The sequence below is a fragment of the Stenotrophomonas nitritireducens genome (genome assembly GCF_050984405.1).
Lineage (GTDB): Bacteria > Pseudomonadota > Gammaproteobacteria > Xanthomonadales > Xanthomonadaceae > Stenotrophomonas > Stenotrophomonas nitritireducens_B.
Genome location: NZ_CP158790.1, coordinates 1771077 through 1787313, shown reverse-complemented (window position 1 = coordinate 1787313; position 16237 = coordinate 1771077). Strand labels below are relative to the sequence as shown.

General features: G+C 69.6%; 16 protein-coding genes. 2 read left to right on the top strand and 14 right to left on the bottom strand.

Translation table 11 applies throughout. From position 1 onward, the window contains the following. The 13 genes from pal to ABTV91_RS07665 form a co-directional block, all read right to left on the bottom strand. On the bottom strand, positions 1-519 hold the full coding sequence (pal, locus tag ABTV91_RS07725) for a peptidoglycan-associated lipoprotein Pal (RefSeq protein ID WP_433853960.1): 519 nt from the start codon (positions 517-519) through the stop codon (positions 1-3). A gap of 62 nt (positions 520-581) precedes the next feature. Continuing rightward, complete coding sequence (gene tolB / locus ABTV91_RS07720; RefSeq protein WP_433853959.1) at positions 582-1901, bottom strand: Tol-Pal system beta propeller repeat protein TolB; 1320 nt, start codon at positions 1899-1901, stop codon at positions 582-584. 162 nt (positions 1902-2063) lie between these two features. After that, positions 2064-3140 (bottom strand): cell envelope integrity protein TolA, encoded by a 1077-nt coding sequence (tolA, locus tag ABTV91_RS07715; protein WP_433853958.1) that lies wholly within the window; start codon positions 3138-3140, stop codon positions 2064-2066. Then, entirely contained in the window at positions 3130-3558 is a 429-nt protein-coding gene (tolR, locus tag ABTV91_RS07710; RefSeq protein WP_433853957.1) for a protein TolR, read from the bottom strand. The genes tolA and tolR overlap by 11 nt, the downstream gene beginning before the upstream one ends. Positions 3559-3595: 37 nt before the next feature. Beyond that, positions 3596-4372 (bottom strand): protein TolQ, encoded by a 777-nt coding sequence (gene tolQ, locus ABTV91_RS07705; RefSeq protein ID WP_433853956.1) that lies wholly within the window; start codon positions 4370-4372, stop codon positions 3596-3598. 10 nt (positions 4373-4382) lie between these two features. Continuing rightward, entirely contained in the window at positions 4383-4811 is a 429-nt protein-coding gene (ybgC, locus tag ABTV91_RS07700) for a tol-pal system-associated acyl-CoA thioesterase (RefSeq protein ID WP_433853955.1), read from the bottom strand. Next, positions 4804-5844, bottom strand: a complete 1041-nt coding sequence (ruvB, locus tag ABTV91_RS07695) for a Holliday junction branch migration DNA helicase RuvB (protein WP_433853954.1) — start codon at positions 5842-5844, stop codon at positions 4804-4806. The genes ybgC and ruvB overlap by 8 nt, the downstream gene beginning before the upstream one ends. A gap of 114 nt (positions 5845-5958) precedes the next feature. Then, positions 5959-7872: a potassium transporter Kup gene (locus ABTV91_RS07690; protein WP_433853953.1), complete on the bottom strand. Its 1914-nt coding sequence runs from the start codon at positions 7870-7872 to the stop codon at positions 5959-5961. A gap of 32 nt (positions 7873-7904) precedes the next feature. Further along, positions 7905-8492, bottom strand: a complete 588-nt coding sequence (ruvA, locus tag ABTV91_RS07685; RefSeq protein ID WP_433853952.1) for a Holliday junction branch migration protein RuvA — start codon at positions 8490-8492, stop codon at positions 7905-7907. A gap of 199 nt (positions 8493-8691) precedes the next feature. Continuing rightward, a complete protein-coding gene (ruvC, locus tag ABTV91_RS07680; protein WP_433853951.1) occupies positions 8692-9213 on the bottom strand; it encodes a crossover junction endodeoxyribonuclease RuvC in 522 nt (173 codons plus the stop codon). A 75-nt stretch (positions 9214-9288) separates the two neighbouring features. Further along, entirely contained in the window at positions 9289-10020 is a 732-nt protein-coding gene (locus ABTV91_RS07675; RefSeq protein ID WP_433853950.1) for a YebC/PmpR family DNA-binding transcriptional regulator, read from the bottom strand. A 66-nt stretch (positions 10021-10086) separates the two neighbouring features. Next, positions 10087-10737, bottom strand: coding sequence for a lipase family alpha/beta hydrolase (locus ABTV91_RS07670; RefSeq protein ID WP_433853949.1), 651 nt, complete (start codon positions 10735-10737; stop codon positions 10087-10089). Positions 10738-10838: 101 nt separating this feature from the next. Further along, positions 10839-13928 (bottom strand): TonB-dependent receptor domain-containing protein, encoded by a 3090-nt coding sequence (locus tag ABTV91_RS07665; protein WP_433853948.1) that lies wholly within the window; start codon positions 13926-13928, stop codon positions 10839-10841. 190 nt (positions 13929-14118) lie between these two features. On the opposite strand from ABTV91_RS07665, the gene ABTV91_RS07660 reads away from it, so the two are divergent. Both ABTV91_RS07660 and ABTV91_RS07655 read left to right on the top strand, forming a co-directional pair. Beyond that, positions 14119-14613 carry an RNA polymerase sigma factor gene (locus tag ABTV91_RS07660; RefSeq protein ID WP_433853947.1) on the top strand — a complete coding sequence of 165 codons (495 nt, stop codon included), beginning with the start codon at positions 14119-14121 and terminating at the stop codon, positions 14611-14613. Beyond that, entirely contained in the window at positions 14610-15617 is a 1008-nt protein-coding gene (locus tag ABTV91_RS07655; RefSeq protein ID WP_433853946.1) for a FecR family protein, read from the top strand. The genes ABTV91_RS07660 and ABTV91_RS07655 overlap by 4 nt, the downstream gene beginning before the upstream one ends. A gap of 57 nt (positions 15618-15674) precedes the next feature. Here ABTV91_RS07655 and ABTV91_RS07650 read toward each other — a convergent pair whose 3' ends face one another. Continuing rightward, the gene (locus tag ABTV91_RS07650) at positions 15675-16193 is read right to left on the bottom strand and encodes an N-acetyltransferase family protein (protein WP_433853945.1); all 519 of its coding nucleotides are present in this window, start codon (positions 16191-16193) and stop codon (positions 15675-15677) included. Positions 16194-16237: the final 44 nt, after the last annotated feature.

Genomic DNA, 16237 nt, shown 5'->3' with positions numbered 1-16237 from the left:
TTACTGCGCGGTGTAGACGATTTCGACGCGGCGGTTCTGCGACCAGCAGGACTCGCTCGACTCGGTGCAGACCGGACGCTCTTCGCCGTAGGACACGACGGTCAGCTGCGAAGCCGAACCACCGTTGGCCTGCAGCGCCGAGTTCACGGCGTTGCCACGACGCTCGCCCAGGGCCTGGTTGTAGGCGCGGCTGCCGCGCTCGTCGGTGTGGCCCTGCAGGGTGATGCGCGAGGACGGACGGTCACGCAGGTACTTGGCATGGCAGGCCATGATGGCCTGGAACTCGGACTTCACTTCTTCCTTGTCGAAGTCGAAGTAGACAACGCGCTGGCGCAGGCAGGCGTCGGTGTCCAGGTCGCCCGGACCGTACAGGCCGGAGGTCGACGGACCGGTCGGTTGGGTGGTGGCGGGGCCGTTGTCGACCGGTGCAGCCGGCTGCTCCTTTACCTTCTTCGAGCAGCCCGCCAGCGCGGCAACCGACAGCAGCGAAACAAGCAGAACACGGGTGGACTTGTTCATGGGGATACCTGAGGCTCCTGAGCCAATGATGGGATTAATGCGGGTGGGATATTAACATTTAATCAACGCGCGGTACGGTATGGGCCCCATGCCGGTTCGCGCACATCGCCGTCCGCCAGGACCAGGCGTTGGCGGACCCGCGCGTCGGCCGATACCGCATACAGCACACCGCGTCCGCCCTCGCGGGCGGCGTACAACACCATGCCCGCGTTGGGCGCGAAGCTGGGCGATTCGTCCAGCGAGCCCGGCGACAGCGTGCTCCAGCGGGGAGACCCCAGGCTGCTGTCCATCAGCGCGATCTTGTAGGTGTTGCCGCTGCCCTGCGCCACGGCCAGCTTCTTGCCGTCGTAGGACACGGACACCTTGGCGTTGTAGTTGCCCTGGAAGGTCACGCGGCTGGCGCTGCCGCCGGCGGCGGGCACCTGGTAGATCTGCGGGCGGCCGCCGCGGTCGGAGGTGAAATAGATGGTCCTGCCGTCGGCGCTCCAGGTCGGCTCGGTGTCGATGGCGAAATGGCTGGTCAGCTGGGTCAGCTGCTTGCTGCCCAGGTCCATCACGTAGATCTCGGGGTTGCCGCTGCGCGACAGGGTCAGCGCCAGCCGGCGGCCGTCGGGGGAGAACGCCGGTGCGCTGTTGATGCCGCGGAAGCTGGCGACCAGTTCGCGCGCGCCGGTGGAGATGTTCTGGATGTAGATGGCCGAATTGCCGCGCTCGAAGCTGACGTAGGCCAGCTGGCTGCCGTCCGGGCTCCACGACGGCGACAGCAGCGGTTCGGCCGAACGCACGATGGTCTGCGGGTTGTAGCCGTCCGAGTCGGCCACCATCAGCGCGTAGCGCATGGCGTCGCCGCGGCCGCTGGCGGTGATGTAGGCGATGCGGGTCCAGAACGCGCCGCGCACGCCGGTGACCTTCTCGTAGATGGCATCGGCCATCTGGTGGGCGACGTCGCGCATCGCGTTGGAGCGCGCGGTCATCGCCAGGCCGAGCATGCGCTCGCCCTTGGCCACGTCGAACAGTTCGTACTCGACGCGGTAGGCGCCGGCGCCGGCGTCGAGCACGCGGCCGACGACTAGGTAATCCTGCTTGAGCGCGCGCCAGGTCGGGTACTCCACCTCGCTGCCGCGGGTCGGGCGCTGCACGATCTGCGCCTCCGGCAGGGTGCGGAACTGGCCGGAACGGTCCAGGTCCGAACGCACCACCGCCGCCACGTCCGTGGCCGGCGCACCGGCGCTGCCCTGGTAGGGCATGGGCACCACGGTGATCGGCAGGGCCGATGCGTTGCCGCCGATGATGTCGATCTCCAGCCCCCGTTGCTGCGCCGTCGCCACCAGGGGCAGGAGCAGTACGGTCAGGGCGGCCAGCCAGCGAAGCGGTTTCTTCATGGGGTGCTCAACGTCGGATGAACAGGGAACAAGGGATAACAGCAGGCGGATGAACATTTTCGCAATCGTGAACGAAAATCCCGTGAAATCCAGCCCCCGGGGGCCGGAACCGCGGCGGGAGCGTCGCCGAGAGTGCCGATGGCGGCGTGAAGCCGCCGCGATTCAGCGATCCTGCGCCTCGAAGGTGAAGTTCAGCGTGCGCTGGAACACCGATTCGAAACCGCGGTACGGCAGCGGCTGGGCGCGGAGCACTGCCGCCTCGACCGAGCGCCGGCCGGCGTCGTCATAGGGGCAGCCGGCGGCGAACTGCACGTCCACGACCTCGCCGCCGGGCAGCTGGCGGATGGTCAGGCGGCAGCGCTGGCCGCGCGGAATCGTGTCCGGGCGCACCCACTGGTTGAGCACGGCCTGCTGGATGGCGGCGGCGTACTTGGCGGTGAGGTCGTTGCTGGTGCCGCCCTGCCCCGGCGACGCCTGCGGCGTGCCGCTGCTGGACGCGGCGCTGGAGGATGCGGCCTGCGCACGCGCCTGGGCATCGGCGACCTGGCGCGCGCGCTGCTCGGCGAGCTTGACCTCGCGCTCGGCCTGCTCGCGCTTGCGGCGGATCTCGGCGATCTTCTGCTGGCGCTCCTGCTCGGCCTTGGCCTCGTTGGCCTTGCGCTGTTCCTCGGCCAGCTTCTTCTGCCGGTCGGCTTCTTCCTGCTGTTTGGCCAGGCGCAGCTTCTGCTCGGCCTCTTCCACGCGCTTGCGTTCGGTCAGGTCGATCTGTTCCTGGCGGCGCTTGGCCTCCTGCTCCTGCCTGGCCTTCTCCTCGGAGATGGCCAGCGCGCTGACCCGTTCCTGGTCGACCGTGTCCGGCTGGGCGATGCGCTCCTGCGCGTTGTGCTGCTGCGGCGTCGGCGCGTCCTGCGGCCGGGGCTCGGGGATCGGCTGCGGCGGCGGAATCGTGTCCTCCGGTACCGGCTCGGGCTGCACGTCCTGCACCGGCTCGGGCAGCGGCGGCAGTTTCTCCGAGGCGCGCAGCGCGCTGCGCGCGGCCGCTGCTTCGGCCGCCGACAGCTGCAGGCTGGCTTCCACCGCCGGATCGCCGGCGGCGGCCTCGGTGCTGCGCGAAGGCGACCACAGCCAGGCGACGATGAACACCAGCGCGACCAGCAGATGCACCAGCAACGCCAGTACGACGGGCATGCCCCATTCGTTGCCGGGGTCGCGCGGCGGCGGCAGAGCGTCAGCGTGCATCGGTCGCCAGACCCACCTTCTCGATCCTGGCCGCCTTGATCACGTCCATCGCGGAAACGACCTTTTCATAGGCCACGGCGCGGTCGGCGGCGACGATCACGCGCAGGTCCTTGTCCTGCGAGGCCATCGCGCCCAGCTGCGCCTGCAGCGTGGCCGCGTCCATGCGCTCGGGGCTCTTGGCGTCGGGCAGCTTGAGGCTGAGCTGCCCGTCGGCCATCACCGAGACGATGACCGGGTCCTGCCTGCTTTCCAGCGCCTTGGCGTTGGAGGTGGGCAGGTCGACCTCGAAGCTGAGCGTCAGCAGCGGCGCGGTCACCATGAAGATGATCAGCAGCACCAGCATCACGTCGATGTACGGCACGACGTTGATCTCTGACTTGAGCTTGCGGCGCCTGCGCCGGGAAATGCCGGAAATCATGGTCTGTTCCTGTGCGTGCTCGTGCGCGTGACCCGCATCACTCGTCGGCGCCGGACTGGCGCTGCAGGATCGAGCTGAACTCCTCGGCGAAGGTTTCGTAGCGCACCGACAGCCGTTCCACGCGGGTGGTGAAGCGGTTGTAGGCCCACGTCGCCGGGATCGCCACGAACAGGCCGATGGCGGTGGCGAACAGCGCTTCGGAGATGCCCGGCGCGACCGAGGCGATGCCGGCCTGCTCGCCGCTGCTGATCATGTCGTGCATGGTCACCATGATGCCGAACACGGTGCCGACCAGGCCCACGTACGGGGCGTTGGAGCCGATGTTGGCCAGCAGTTCCAGGTTGCGCTCCAGCCCGTCGACCTCGCGCGCGAAGGTGGTGCGCATGGCGCGCTGCGTGCCTTCCAGCTGGGTGCGGCTGTCCAGCCCGCGGCGGCCGTTGAGGCGGCTGTACTCGCGGAAGCCGGATTCGAAGATCGCTTCCAGGCCGTCCACGGTGCGGTTGCGGTCGGCGGCCGAGGCGTACAGCTTGGCCAGGTCGGCACCGGACCAGAAGCGGTTCTCGAAGTCGTCGGCGGCGCGGTCGGCGGCCTTGAACACGCGCGCCTTGCGGAAAATGATCACCCAGCTGATGAACGAACCGGCCAGCAGCAGCAGCACGATCAGTTTGACCGGGATGCTGGCCTTGAGCATCAGGTCCAGGTAGTTGATGCCGCCATGGCTGGCGCGGGCCACGGTCTCCGCTGCGGCGGCGCTGACGTCCGCCGGCAGCGCCTCGGTCACGGTGGCCTGCAGGGCCAGAAGCAAAGCGATCATCCGATGTTCCTCAATCTTGCGCGTGTAGGGTTTCGAACTGTTTGAGCGTGGCGTACAGCGTGTCGTCCATGGCCTGCGGGCGGAAATCGCGGGCGCCGACCGCGGCCAGCCGCACCTGCGCGGTCACCAGCGGCTGGCCGTCGCGCAGCACCGCCTGGCGGATCACCAGGCTGGCGCGGCGGCACTGCAGCAGTTCCACCGTGGTTTCCAGCGCGTCGTCCAGCCGGGCCGGCTTCAGGAAATCCAGCGTCATCGCGCGGACCACGAACACCTGCCCGTCGCCGCTGCGCATGGTTTCCTGGCCGTAGCCCATCGCCCGCATCCATTCGGTGCGCGCGCGCTCCATGAAGGCCACGTAGCGGGCGTGGTAGACCACGCCGCCAGCGTCGGTATCTTCCCAATAAATGCGTGTCGGCCAACTGAACCGCGCTTCAATCATCGCCCTGCTGCTCCACGAACAGATCGGCCGGCGCGGCCTTGGCTTTCAGGCCCATGTGCCGGTAGGCCTTGTGGGTGGCCATGCGGCCGCGGGCGGTGCGCACCAGGAAGCCCTGCTGGATCAGGTAGGGCTCGACCACGTCCTCCAGCGTGCCGCGTTCCTCGGACAGGGCCGCGGCCAGCGATTCGATGCCGACCGGGCCGCCGTCGAAATATTCCACCAGGGTGCGCAGCAGGCGCCGGTCCAGTTCGTCGAAGCCTTCCGGATCGACCTTGAGCATCTGCATCGCCGCCTGCGCCACGGCATCGTCGATGTGGCCGCCGGCCTTGACCTGGGCGTAATCGCGCACGCGCCGCAGCAGGCGGTTGGCGATGCGCGGGGTGCCGCGCGAACGCCGCGCGATCTCGCCGGCGCCCTCGGCGCTGCAGTCGATGCCGAGGATGGCCGCCGAGCGGCGCACGATGCGGGTCAGTTCCTCGGTCGAATAGAACTCCAGCCGCTGCACGATGCCGAAGCGGTCGCGCAGCGGCGCGGTCAGCAGGCCGGCGCGGGTGGTGGCGCCGATCAGGGTGAACGGCGGCAGGTCGAGCTTGATCGAGCGCGCGGCTGGGCCCTCGCCGATCATGATGTCGATCTGGAAATCTTCCATCGCCGGGTACAGCACTTCCTCGACCACCGGCGACAGGCGGTGGATCTCGTCGACGAACAGCACGTCGTAGGGCTGCAGGTTGGTCAGCAGCGCGGCCAGGTCGCCGGCCTTCTCGATCACCGGGCCGGAGGTCACGCGCAGGCCGACGCCCAGTTCGTTGGCGATCACGTGGCTCAGCGTGGTCTTGCCCAGCCCCGGCGGGCCGAAGATCAGCACGTGGTCCAGCGCCTCGCTGCGCGACTTCGCTGCCTGGATGTAGATGTCCAGCTGCTCGCGCACCGGCGCCTGGCCGAGGTAGTCGGCCAGGCGGCGCGGGCGGATGCTGGCATCGGCGGCGTCGTCCTCGCGGGTGGCGCCGGCGGCGATGATGCGGTTGTCGGTCATGGGGCTATGGTAAGGCGAGGAACGAGTGGAGAGGAACGAGAAACGAGTAAAAGCCCTCGGCTTCCGCTTTTGCCGTCACTCCTTTCTCATTCCTCCCCACTCGTTCCTGCACCATCAGATCTCCACCTGCGCGCCCAGTTCCACCAGCCGGTTCCCCGGAATGCGGAAGAAGTTGGTGGCCGGGGCGGCGTTGCGGTGCATGAAGGCGAACAGCTTGTCGCGCCAGACCGGCATGCCGCGGTTGGCGCTGGCGACGATGGTCTCGCGGCTGGCGAAGAAGGTGGTGTCCATCGGGTCGAAGTAGACCCCGCCATGGTCGCAGGAGCGCATCAGCGCCAGCGGCACGTCGGGCGTCTCCATGAAGCCGAAGCGCACGTAGATGCGGTAGAACTCGTCGCCCACCGGCTCGATCCGCAGCCGCTGCCCCGCCGCCGCGTACGGCACCGGCAGGGTCTCGACATGCAGGAACACGTTGCGCTCGTGCAGCACCTTGTTGTGCTTGAGGTTGTGCATCAGCGCGTGCGGCACCACCGTCGGGTCGGCGGTCAGGAACACCGCGGTGCCCGGCACCCGCACCGGCGGGGCCAGCATCAGCCCGGGCAGGAAGGTGTCGATGCGGATGCCGTCCTTGCGCACCTCGTCGCGCAGCAGCTCGCGGCCGCGGCGCCAGGTGCGCATCATCGTGAACAGCGCGATGCCCAGCACGACGGGGAACCACGCGCCCTGCAGCAGCTTGGCGCCGTTGGCGACGACGAAGCCCAGGTCGATCAGGAAGAACACCACGCACAGCGCCAGGATCCAGCGCTGCGCGCGCGGCCACAGCGCGCGCGCCACCAGCGCCAGCAGCAGGGTGTCGATCAGCATCGTCGCCGACACCGAGATGCCATAGGCCACGGCCAGGTTGCTGGAGCTGCGGAACGCCAGCACCAGCCCGAACACCATCAGCGCCAGGCCCCAGTTGATGCCGGGAATGTAGATCTGGCCAATGGTGTCGTGCGAGGTATGCAGGATGCGCATGCGCGGGATGTAGCCCAGCTGCATGGCCTGGCGCGAGACCGAGAACGCGCCGGTGATCACCGACTGGCTGGCGATCACCGCCGCCATCGTCGCCAGCACGATCATCGGGTACAGCGCCCAGCCCGGCACCGCCTCGAAGAACGGGTTGGCCACCGCGTCGGGCCGCTGCAGCACCAGCGCGCCCTGCCCCAGGTAGTTCAGCACCAGGCACGGCAGCACGAAGAAATACCAGGCATGGCGGATCGGCGGCGCGCCGAAGTGGCCCATGTCCGCGTACAGCGCCTCGCCGCCGGTCACCGCCAGCACCACCGCGCCGAAGATGAAGATGCCGTGCCAGCCGTGCTCCATGAAGAAGCGCGCCGCCCACCACGGGTTGAACGCCTTGAGCACCTCCGGCGCGGCGAACACGTTCCAGATGCCGATCGCCGCCAGCGACAGGAACCACAGCATCATCACCGGGCCGAACACCTTGCCCACCTTCTCGGTGCCGAAGCGCTGCGCGGCGAACACCGCCGCCAGCACCACCAGGGTGATGGGCACCACGAAATGGCCCAGCGCGGGCGCGGCCACCTGCAGGCCCTCGACCGCGCCCAGCACCGAGATCGCCGGGGTGATCACGCCGTCGCCGAAGAACAGCGAGGCGCCGAAGATGCCGAGGATGCCGACCACGTAGGCCGAGCGCGAGCCGTTGCGCAGGGTGCGCTGGGCCAGCGCCATCAGCGCCATGATGCCGCCCTCGCCGTCGTTGTCGGCGCGCATGATGATGGTCACGTACTTGAGCGTGACCACCATGTTCAGCGCCCAGAACGCCAGCGACAGCACGCCCAGCACCGTGTCGTGGTCGCTGTCCAGGCCGTAGTGCGGCGAGAACGCTTCCTTGAGCGTGTACAGCGGGCTGGTGCCGATGTCGCCGAACACGACGCCGATGGCGCCGACGATCAGCGCCAGGCCGCCGGCGGCGCCGGGACTGCCGTGGTGGCCGGAGGTTTCAGGCTTGGAAGCGTGGGACATGGTGGTCTCGATCGCCCGTGGAGGGGAATGCGTCAGCGCAGCGCCGATTGCAGCGCCTTGCGGATCACCGCGGCGACATCGTCGCCCTCGGTGGCCGCCTCGCGCGCCATCTTCGCCGCCTCGGCGGGTTTGTAACCCAGTTGCTGCAGGGCCACCGTCGCCTCGGACACCGGGTCGGTGGCCAGCGGCCCTGCCACCGGCGAACCGCCGCCGGCGAAATCGGCCGCCTTGTCGCGCAGCTCCACGATCATGCGCTCGGCGGTCTTCTTGCCGATGCCGGGAATGCGGGTCAGCGCGGTGATGTCGCCGGCCTGGATCAGCCGGCCGAACTCGTCCACGCTGGCGCCGGACAGCACCGCCAGCGCGATCTTCGCGCCGATGCCGGTGACCTTCTGCACGTCGCGGAACAGCCGCCGCTCGCCCTCGCGCAGGAAACCGTACAGCGACACGCTGTCCTCCTTCTGCGCGTAATGGGTGAACAGCACGACCTCGCGGCCGATGTCGGGCAGGTCGTAGAAGGTGCTCATCGGCGCCTCTAGTTCGTAACCGACGCCGCCCACGTCGATCACCAGCCACGGGGGGGCCTTGTGGGCGAGGATGCCGCGCAGACGACCGATCATTCGAGTGCTCCTGGTGCTGTTTCCTTCTCCCTTCGGGAGAAGGTGGCGCGCAGCGCCGGATGAGGGGTGAACGGAGTCAAGGAAGGCGAACGGCAGAGTTCGTTCTGCTGCATTGAATGTTGTCCATCATGACTTCGTTGCCCCTCACCCCAACCCCTCTCCCGCAGGGAGAGGGGCTTTGAGTCTGCGCGCGCTTCGTTCATTTCCGGCTCCACGCGGAACGCACGTCAACGCCCAGGCGCCCGGCCGTGGCGCGCACGTGCGCATGGGTGATGGCCACGGCCAGCGCGTCGGCGGCGTCGGCCTGCAGCCTGCCCTGCAGGCCGAGCATCAGCCCGACCATGTGCTGCACCTGCTGCTTCTCGGCGCCGCCGCGGCCGACCACCGCCAGCTTGATCTCGCTGGCCGCGTACTCGCTGACCGGCAGCTCGCGCAGCACCACCGCGCACAGCGCCGCGCCGCGCGCCTGGCCGAGCTTGAGCGCCGAGTCGGCGTTCTTGGCCATGAACACCTTCTCCATGGCCACTTCCTGCGGCTGGTATTCGTCGATCAGCGCGTGCACGCCATGCACCAGCCGCTTCAGGCGCTGGGCGAAATCCGCCGCGCCCAGCAGCACCAGCGGCTGGTGGTGGACATGGCGGGCGCGCCCGCCGGCATCGATCTCGATGATGCCGATGCCGGTGCGCTGCGAGCCGGGGTCGATGCCGAGGATGCGGGTCATTGCCGTGGCGGCCGGGAAGGAACGGCGGCCATGATCGGCGGCCGCCGTCTCAGATGACGGGACGCGGGCGCGCCGTCAGGCCTGCTCCAGCCCGGCCTGGTCGACGTTGGAGTACACGTCCTGCACGTCGTCCAGGTCCTCGAGCATATCCAGCAGCTTCTTGACCTGCAGCGCGGTGTCGCCGGCCACGGCGATGTCGTTGTCGGCGCGGAAGGTGATCTCGGCATGGTCGGGAACCAGGCCGGCGGCGTCCATGGCATCTTTCACCGGCTGGAAATTCTCCGGCGCGGTGACCACGTCGATCGAACCGTCGTCCGGGTAGACGACGATGTCGTCGGCGCCGGCCTCGATGGCGGCGTCGGTGATTTTCTCCTCGTCGGCGCCCGGCGCGTAGGCCAGCACGCCCAGGCGCTTGAACATGAAGGCCACCGAGCCTTCGGTGCCCATGTTGCCGCCGCACTTGGAAAAGGCGTGGCGCACATCGGCCACGGTGCGCACGCGGTTGTCGGTCAGGCAGTCGACGATGACCGCCACGCCGCCCGGCGCGTAGCCCTCGTAGCGGATCTCCTCGTACTCGACGCCCTCCAGCTCGCCGGTGGCCTTCTTGATGGCGCGCTCGATCACGTCCTTGGACATGTTCGCCGCCAGGCCCTTGTCCATGGCCACGCGCAGGCGCGGGTTGTTGTTGGGGTCGCCTCCACCGCCGCGGGCGGCCACGCCGATCTCGCGGATGATCTTGGTGAAAATCTTGCCGCGCTTCGCGTCGGACGCGTTTTTGCGGGCTTCGATGGAAGGACCTCTACCCATGGGGATCTACCGTACATCTGTCGGGAACAGGGGGCGGATTCTACCCGATCCCCGCACCGCGGCCCGTCATGCGGCCCGCTGCGCGGCCCCTGCGCCGAAGCGCCCGTCGCGCAGGAACGCCGCGGTCAGGGCGGCCACCTCCGGCGACAGCACCAGCCCGCTGTGGCTGACCGGCACCACGCAGTGGTCGGCCAGGCCCGGCAGACGGGTTTCGGCCAGCGCCACGGTGCCGTCGGAGTCGCCGTGCAGGGCGCCCATCAGCGCGCCCAGGCCATGCGGCACGCTGCCGGCCACCAGCCCCACTTCCGCCCGCCCATGCCATTCCGGCAGGCCGTGCAGCAGCAGGCCGCCGCTGCGCCCCAGCGCCGCCGCCCAGCCATGCCCGGCCAGCGCCCGCGCCGTCTCGCTGCCGCACAGCGGCGAGCCCAGGCAGACCACGCGCGGCACGTCGAGCCCCGGTTCCTGCCGCAGCGCCTCCAGCGCCACCAGCCCGCCCAGGCTGTGCCCGACCAGCGACATCCTGCCCTGCCCGCGCAGCCGCTCAATCAGCGACGGCACTGCCACGTCGGGACCGCCGAACACGCTCGGATAGCCGAAGGCGGCCACCTCGAAGCCGCGCGCGCGCAACCGCCACGCCAGCGGCCCCACCCACGCCCGCGCGTTCCAGATGCCATGCAGCACGATGACGCGGGGCTTTTCTGCGGACACGGTGCTCATGGCGGCAGTGTCCCGCATCGGGCCGGCCGGCGTCATCACCCGCCATCGACGCCCCTGCCGGCGGACACCCCGTGGTGCGGGATGTCCGCCGCGTTGCGGGTTCAGCGCAGCTGGTACTCGAACTGCACGGCCACTTCCCGGCCCACCGGGCTGTAGACGTCGTAGAAGTACGGGAAGCTGCTGTTCGTCTCGTCGTGCGGATGCAGGCTGTTGAACAGGTTGTTGACGTACAGCTTCAACGCCGCCTTGTCGGTGATCTTCCGGCCGACGTTGGCGTTCCACAGGAAGTGCACGCCGGTGCGGCCCACGCCGCCGTATTTGGGCAGGCTGCCGTAGCGGGTGCCGAACACGCCCGCCGACCAGCCGCCCAGGCGCCAGTCCACGCCGGTGGTGATGCGGCTGCGGAAATCCAGGTTGTCCGGATCGTCGCGCCAGTCCTTCTGCACCGGGTCGGTGGCCTGCACCTGGCGCTCGGAGGCGAGCGTGTGCGACCAGTTCAGGCGCAGGTTGTAGCGCCCCAGGCGCGCGGTCTGCAGCCGCCAGTTGAAGCCGGCGTCGATGCCGGCCACCCGGCGGTGTGACTGGTTGATCGGCAGGGAGCGGATCTCGGTGACGCGGCCGATGCTCTGACCTTCCTCCGGCGTGCGCGTGACCAGGCTGGTGACCAGCTGGCAATAACCCGAATCGGCGGCGAAATCGAACGGCTGGCCGTTGAGCTTGCGGCCGGTGCGGCAGCCCGCCTCGTCCTGCAGGATGCCGGTGTTGGAAAGGCGCTCGAGCGCGCCGTTCAGCTCGATGTTCCAGTAGTCGGCATTGACCGACAGGCCGTCGGCGATGTCCCACACGAAACCGGCGCTCCACGACTTGCCGGTTTCCTCCTCCAGCGCCGGATCGCCGCGGGTGACCGAGAACATCGAATAGCTGTAGCCAGAACATCCCGGGTTGGCGCCGGCCTCGATGCAGCGCCACGGATCGGTGCTGGTACCGAAGCTGCCGCTGCCCTCGCTGAACACCCAGTGCATGTCCGGCGCCTTGAAGCTGGTGGCGTGGCTGGCGCGCACCAGCAGCGAGTCGAACGGACGCCACTCCAGGCCGGCGTTCCAGGTCTTGGCGTCGTTGACGTCGGTGATGTCGTCGTACTTGTCGAAGCGGCCGGCCAGGCTCGCCTTCAGCGTATCCACGATGGGGATGCTGAACTCGACGCCGGCGGCATAGCGGTCGCGCTCGCCGCCGCCGTTGGTGCCGGTCAGGTTGTACAGCTGCACGACGCCGGGCTGCACGCGCGGGTCGCTGTCCAGGTCGTAGCCCTGGCGGCTGGCCTCCATCACCACCGCCATTCCCAGCGGGCCGGCCGGCAGCTGGAACAGGTCGCCGGTGAGCACGAAGCTGCCGGTGGTCACCCACGACTGTGCTTCGTACCGGGCCAGGGTGGAGATCGAGGCGTACTCGTCGGGCGTCAGCGGCCGCAGCCAGCGCTCCAGGTTCATCTGGTGGATCGGCACGCCCTTGGAGGTGGTGCCCAGTTGCGGGCCGAAGAAGAAATCGTTGACCAGGTTGCCGACCATGCGCCGGCGCGTGCGCTGGAAGTCGTACTCGGCGCGGCTCAGGGTGACGTCCCAGTCGAAGCGTTCGGCCAGGTGACCGCGCAGGCCGACGGCCAGGTCCACCGAACGCTCCTTGTAGTGCTGGTTCATCTCCGCCGCGCCGCCCAGGTCCACCGGCGACAGGTAGCGGGTCGGGGCGATCACCGCGCCGAACTGCGGGTCGTAGAAATCGCCGCGGCGGCCCACGCCATCGGTATGCGGGCCGGTGATGCTCTCGAAGCCGCCCAGCGATTCGGCCTTCGAATCCCAGACCTGCAGCGACGCCCAGCCCTGCAGCGCGTCGTTGAAATCGTAGGTGCCGAACACATAGGCGGCCGCCTCGTTCTTGCCCTTGCTCAGGTGCGTGTAGCCCACGTCGTTCCAGCTGCCGCAGGCATTGCCCAGGGTCTGCACCTTGCCACTGCTGATGCGGCGGTAGGTCCAGTCGACGAACTCGTCACCCCACCGCTGGCAGGTCCCCTCCGGCAGCGCGATCAGCGGGTTGCTGCTGCTGGTGCCGCCGCGGCGGATGCGCAGCGTAGCGGTGGGTTCGGCACCGATGCGCGGGTCGATCCTCGGATTCCGGCGCACGTCCCAGTCGTCGCGCTGGAAGCCGTAGAGCAGTTCCTGGGCGTAGTACTGCAGCGCATAGGTCACGCTCCAGTTGTCGCCGCTGCGGCCGCCGGTCCACTGCAGGTCGGCGCGGTCGCGGCCGCCCATCGTGCTGGTGCCGCCGCGCACCTTGAACGCATCGCCTTCATAGCCGCGCTTGAGCACCACGTTGACCACGCCGGATACCGCATCGGCGCCGTAGATGGCGGACGCGCCGCCGGCGAGCACTTCGATGCGATCGACCGCGCCGGAAGGAATGTTGCCGAAATTCTGGAAGTTGCTGCGGCCGCCGTAGGGAAACGGATAGTCGGCGGCGCGGCGGCCGTCGATCAGCAGCAGCGAGCGTCCCGGGCCCAGGCCGCGCAGGTTGAGTGGATGGGCGTTGGCCGAAAAGCCGCCGGACAGTTCCGTCTCCACCGCGCCGCCGGCCATGACCAGCGTTTCCAGCGCCTCGAACACCGTGGCGTGGCCTTCGTTCTCGATCTGCTGGGCGGAGATCACCATCACCGGCGAAGGGCCTTCCACTTCGGCGCGCTTGATGCGCGAGCCGGTGACCTGCACCGCCGCCATGTCGCGGGCCTCGGCCGTGCCGCTGGCGGCGGCCGGCGACGACGACGGGCGCGGCTCGGGCGTCTGCGCCGGTGCCGCGGCGCGCGCGAGCGTGATCACGCCGCCGCGGGTGCTGCGATGGACCAGTCCGCTGCCGGCCAGCAGCCGGTCCAGCGCCTGCTCGACCGTGTACTGCCCGGCGAGCGCCGGCGCGGTGTGGCCGCGGACCAGGTCCGGCGGCACCATGATCTGCACGCCTGCCGTCTCCGCCAGGCGGTTGAGCGCTTCGCCCAGCGGCTGGCTGGCGACGGCGAACTGGTGCGTGGCCGCCTGCTGCGCGAACGACGCCGGCGCAGTGCCCAGCAACGAGATGCCCAGGGCCGTGGCCAGGGCGGTGGCGACAACGGAACGGCGGGGGCGGTTGCACGCCCGTGTGGTGTTTCTCATCTGGCTCCCCAATGCAATGTCGGATGGCGGCCTGCGGCAGGCTCCCCCTACGCAGACGCAAGGGAACGCGTATTCCTCACCCTCCTTTCCGCACGGTTGCGCCCGTGCCGCGCCTGCGCTTACCGTCGGCGGGCTCCTCACCGTGGATTCCTTCACGATGCCGCCATTCACTGCAGACCAAGTCCTGGCCATGCGATGGGAACCGGACCACGTCCGGCATTTCCGTCCGGTGCTGCTGCGCTACTTCCGCCGCCATCTGCAGCACCACGCCGATGCCGAGGACCTGACCCAGGAAGCGCTGATCCGCCTGGCGCGCTCGCCGGCCCGCGTCGACAACGCCGAGGCCTACGTGCTGCGGATCGCCTCCAACCTGCTGCGCGACCGTTTCCGCCGCGACCGCAGCCACCATGCCGGCCAGCACGAGCCACTCGATGCCGCCCTGCACGAACTCCCCAGTGAGGAACCGGCCAGCGATCACGTCTACGCAGGCAGGGAGCGCCTGCAGCGGTTCCTGGCGGCGCTGGACGAACTGCCGCCGCGCTGCCGCGAGGTATTCCTGCTGCAACGCTACGAAGGCATGACCTACGCCGCCATCGCGCTGCAACTGCAGGTGAGCGTGAGCGCGGTGGAGAAACACATGATGCGCGCGCTGCTGCACCTGCAGGCGCGACTGGCGGAAACATGAGCAGACCGGACATCTCCGCCATCGACGGCGGCAACCCCGTGGAGCAGCAGGCGACCGCCTGGTTCGTCCGCCTGCGCGCCGACGACGCCAGCGAGCGCGACCGCCAGGCATGGCAGCAATGGCTGCACGCCGATCCCGGGCACCGCGCCGCCTACGGCCGCATCGAGGCGCTATGGTCGTCGCTGGGCGATTTCGCCGCCGCGCCCGAGCTCGCCACGCGGGTGCCGCGGCCACGGGTGGCGCCGCGCCGCGCGCCACGGCCGCGGCGCTGGCTGGCCGCCGCGGCGGCGGCCACGGTGCTGGCCTGTGCCACCGGCATGGCCTTCCTGCTGCTGGCGCCCGCTGCCGTCGAGAGCGCGTACCGCACCGGCATCGGCGAACGCCGTTCGCTGCAGCTGGAGGACGGCACCCGCGTGGACCTGGACGCGGACACGCGGGTGCAGGTGCGCTACGACCATCGCGGCCGCCACGTGCGGCTGGACGGCGGCCGCGCATTCTTCCGCGTGGCGCGGGACAGCGAGCGCCCGTTCCTGGTCCAGACCAGCGCCGGCAGCGTGCGCGCGCTGGGTACCCGGTTCGAAGTGTCGCGGCTCGGCAACGCCGCCGACGTGACCCTGTATGAAGGCAGCGTGGAACTGCAGGGCAGCGCCGATGCCGCGCGTCCGGCCGCACGCCTGGGCGTGCTGGTTCCGGGACAGCGCGCACGCATGGCCGACCAGCGCATGCAGGTGACCGACGCGGCGGTGGCCGCGGGCTCGGCGCCGGGCTGGCTGTCCGGGCGGCTGGTCTTCAACGACACGCCGCTGCCGGAAGCGGTGGCCGAGTTCGGCCGCTACAGCTTCAAGCCGGTGCTGCTGGCCGATCCGGGACTGGCCTCCTACCGCGTCAGCGGCGTGTTCCGCGGCGAGGACGTCGAAGGTTTCATCCAGGCGCTGGGCGAGGTCTACGGCATCCCCGAGCACCACACCGCCGATGGCTCGCACGTGCTCGGCAACGCGCCCTGAGCCGATGCGCCCGCGCGCTGCGGGCGCCGGCTTCCCGGCCCCGCCGCGGACGCATGTTCAGTCGTGCCGTGCCGGACGGCGCAGGATGAACTCGCGGTCGCGCGTGCGGCCGACCGCGAATTCGTACTCGCCGGCCTTGTCGAAGCCGTGCCGCGCGTAGAAGCGCTGCGCGCCCAGGTTCTCCGACCAGACGCCGATCCACAGCGTGCGCAGGCCGGCCTCCAGCAGCCACTGTTCGGCCTGCGCGAACAGCTGGCCGCCCCAGCCACCGCTCTGGTGGCTGCGCAGCACGTAGAGGCGCTTCAGTTCGCCGTCGCCGGGCCGTACGTCGGCATGCGGCAGGCCGCAGGGGCCGGCGAAGGCGAAACCCACCGCCTGCCCGTCCACTTCCAGCAACCAGGCCGCGTAATCGCCCGATGCCAGCTGCTGGCGCTGCAGGTCCACCGGATAGGCGCCGGCCAGGTAATCGGCCAGGTCCTGCGGCGGGTACAGGTGGCCGAAGGTCTCCACGAAGGTACGTTCGGCCAGCGCGCACAGCGTTGCGGCATCGTCGGGGGTGGCGCGGCGGATGGGCATGGAGCGAGGAGTGAGCGAGGAGAAGTGAGGAGTGAGAAAGAGCG

Bases quoted from the DNA above. Each gene is read 5' to 3' on its own strand.
- pal (WP_433853960.1), bottom strand. From the start codon at position 519: ATGAACAAGTCCACCCGTGTTCTGCTTGTTTCGCTGCTGTCGGTTGCC.
- tolB (WP_433853959.1), bottom strand. From the start codon at position 1,901: ATGAAGAAACCGCTTCGCTGGCTGGCCGCCCTGACCGTACTGCTCCTG.
- tolA (WP_433853958.1), bottom strand. From the start codon at position 3,140: ATGCACGCTGACGCTCTGCCGCCGCCGCGCGACCCCGGCAACGAATGG.
- tolR (WP_433853957.1), bottom strand. From the start codon at position 3,558: ATGATTTCCGGCATTTCCCGGCGCAGGCGCCGCAAGCTCAAGTCAGAG.
- tolQ (WP_433853956.1), bottom strand. From the start codon at position 4,372: ATGATCGCTTTGCTTCTGGCCCTGCAGGCCACCGTGACCGAGGCGCTG.
- ybgC (WP_433853955.1), bottom strand. From the start codon at position 4,811: ATGATTGAAGCGCGGTTCAGTTGGCCGACACGCATTTATTGGGAAGAT.
- ruvB (WP_433853954.1), bottom strand. From the start codon at position 5,844: ATGACCGACAACCGCATCATCGCCGCCGGCGCCACCCGCGAGGACGAC.
- ABTV91_RS07690 (WP_433853953.1), bottom strand. From the start codon at position 7,872: ATGTCCCACGCTTCCAAGCCTGAAACCTCCGGCCACCACGGCAGTCCC.
- ruvA (WP_433853952.1), bottom strand. From the start codon at position 8,492: ATGATCGGTCGTCTGCGCGGCATCCTCGCCCACAAGGCCCCCCCGTGG.
- ruvC (WP_433853951.1), bottom strand. From the start codon at position 9,213: ATGACCCGCATCCTCGGCATCGACCCCGGCTCGCAGCGCACCGGCATC.
- ABTV91_RS07675 (WP_433853950.1), bottom strand. From the start codon at position 10,020: ATGGGTAGAGGTCCTTCCATCGAAGCCCGCAAAAACGCGTCCGACGCG.
- ABTV91_RS07670 (WP_433853949.1), bottom strand. From the start codon at position 10,737: ATGAGCACCGTGTCCGCAGAAAAGCCCCGCGTCATCGTGCTGCATGGC.
- ABTV91_RS07665 (WP_433853948.1), bottom strand. From the start codon at position 13,928: ATGAGAAACACCACACGGGCGTGCAACCGCCCCCGCCGTTCCGTTGTC.
- ABTV91_RS07660 (WP_433853947.1), top strand. From the start codon at position 14,119: ATGCGATGGGAACCGGACCACGTCCGGCATTTCCGTCCGGTGCTGCTG.
- ABTV91_RS07655 (WP_433853946.1), top strand. From the start codon at position 14,610: ATGAGCAGACCGGACATCTCCGCCATCGACGGCGGCAACCCCGTGGAG.
- ABTV91_RS07650 (WP_433853945.1), bottom strand. From the start codon at position 16,193: ATGCCCATCCGCCGCGCCACCCCCGACGATGCCGCAACGCTGTGCGCG.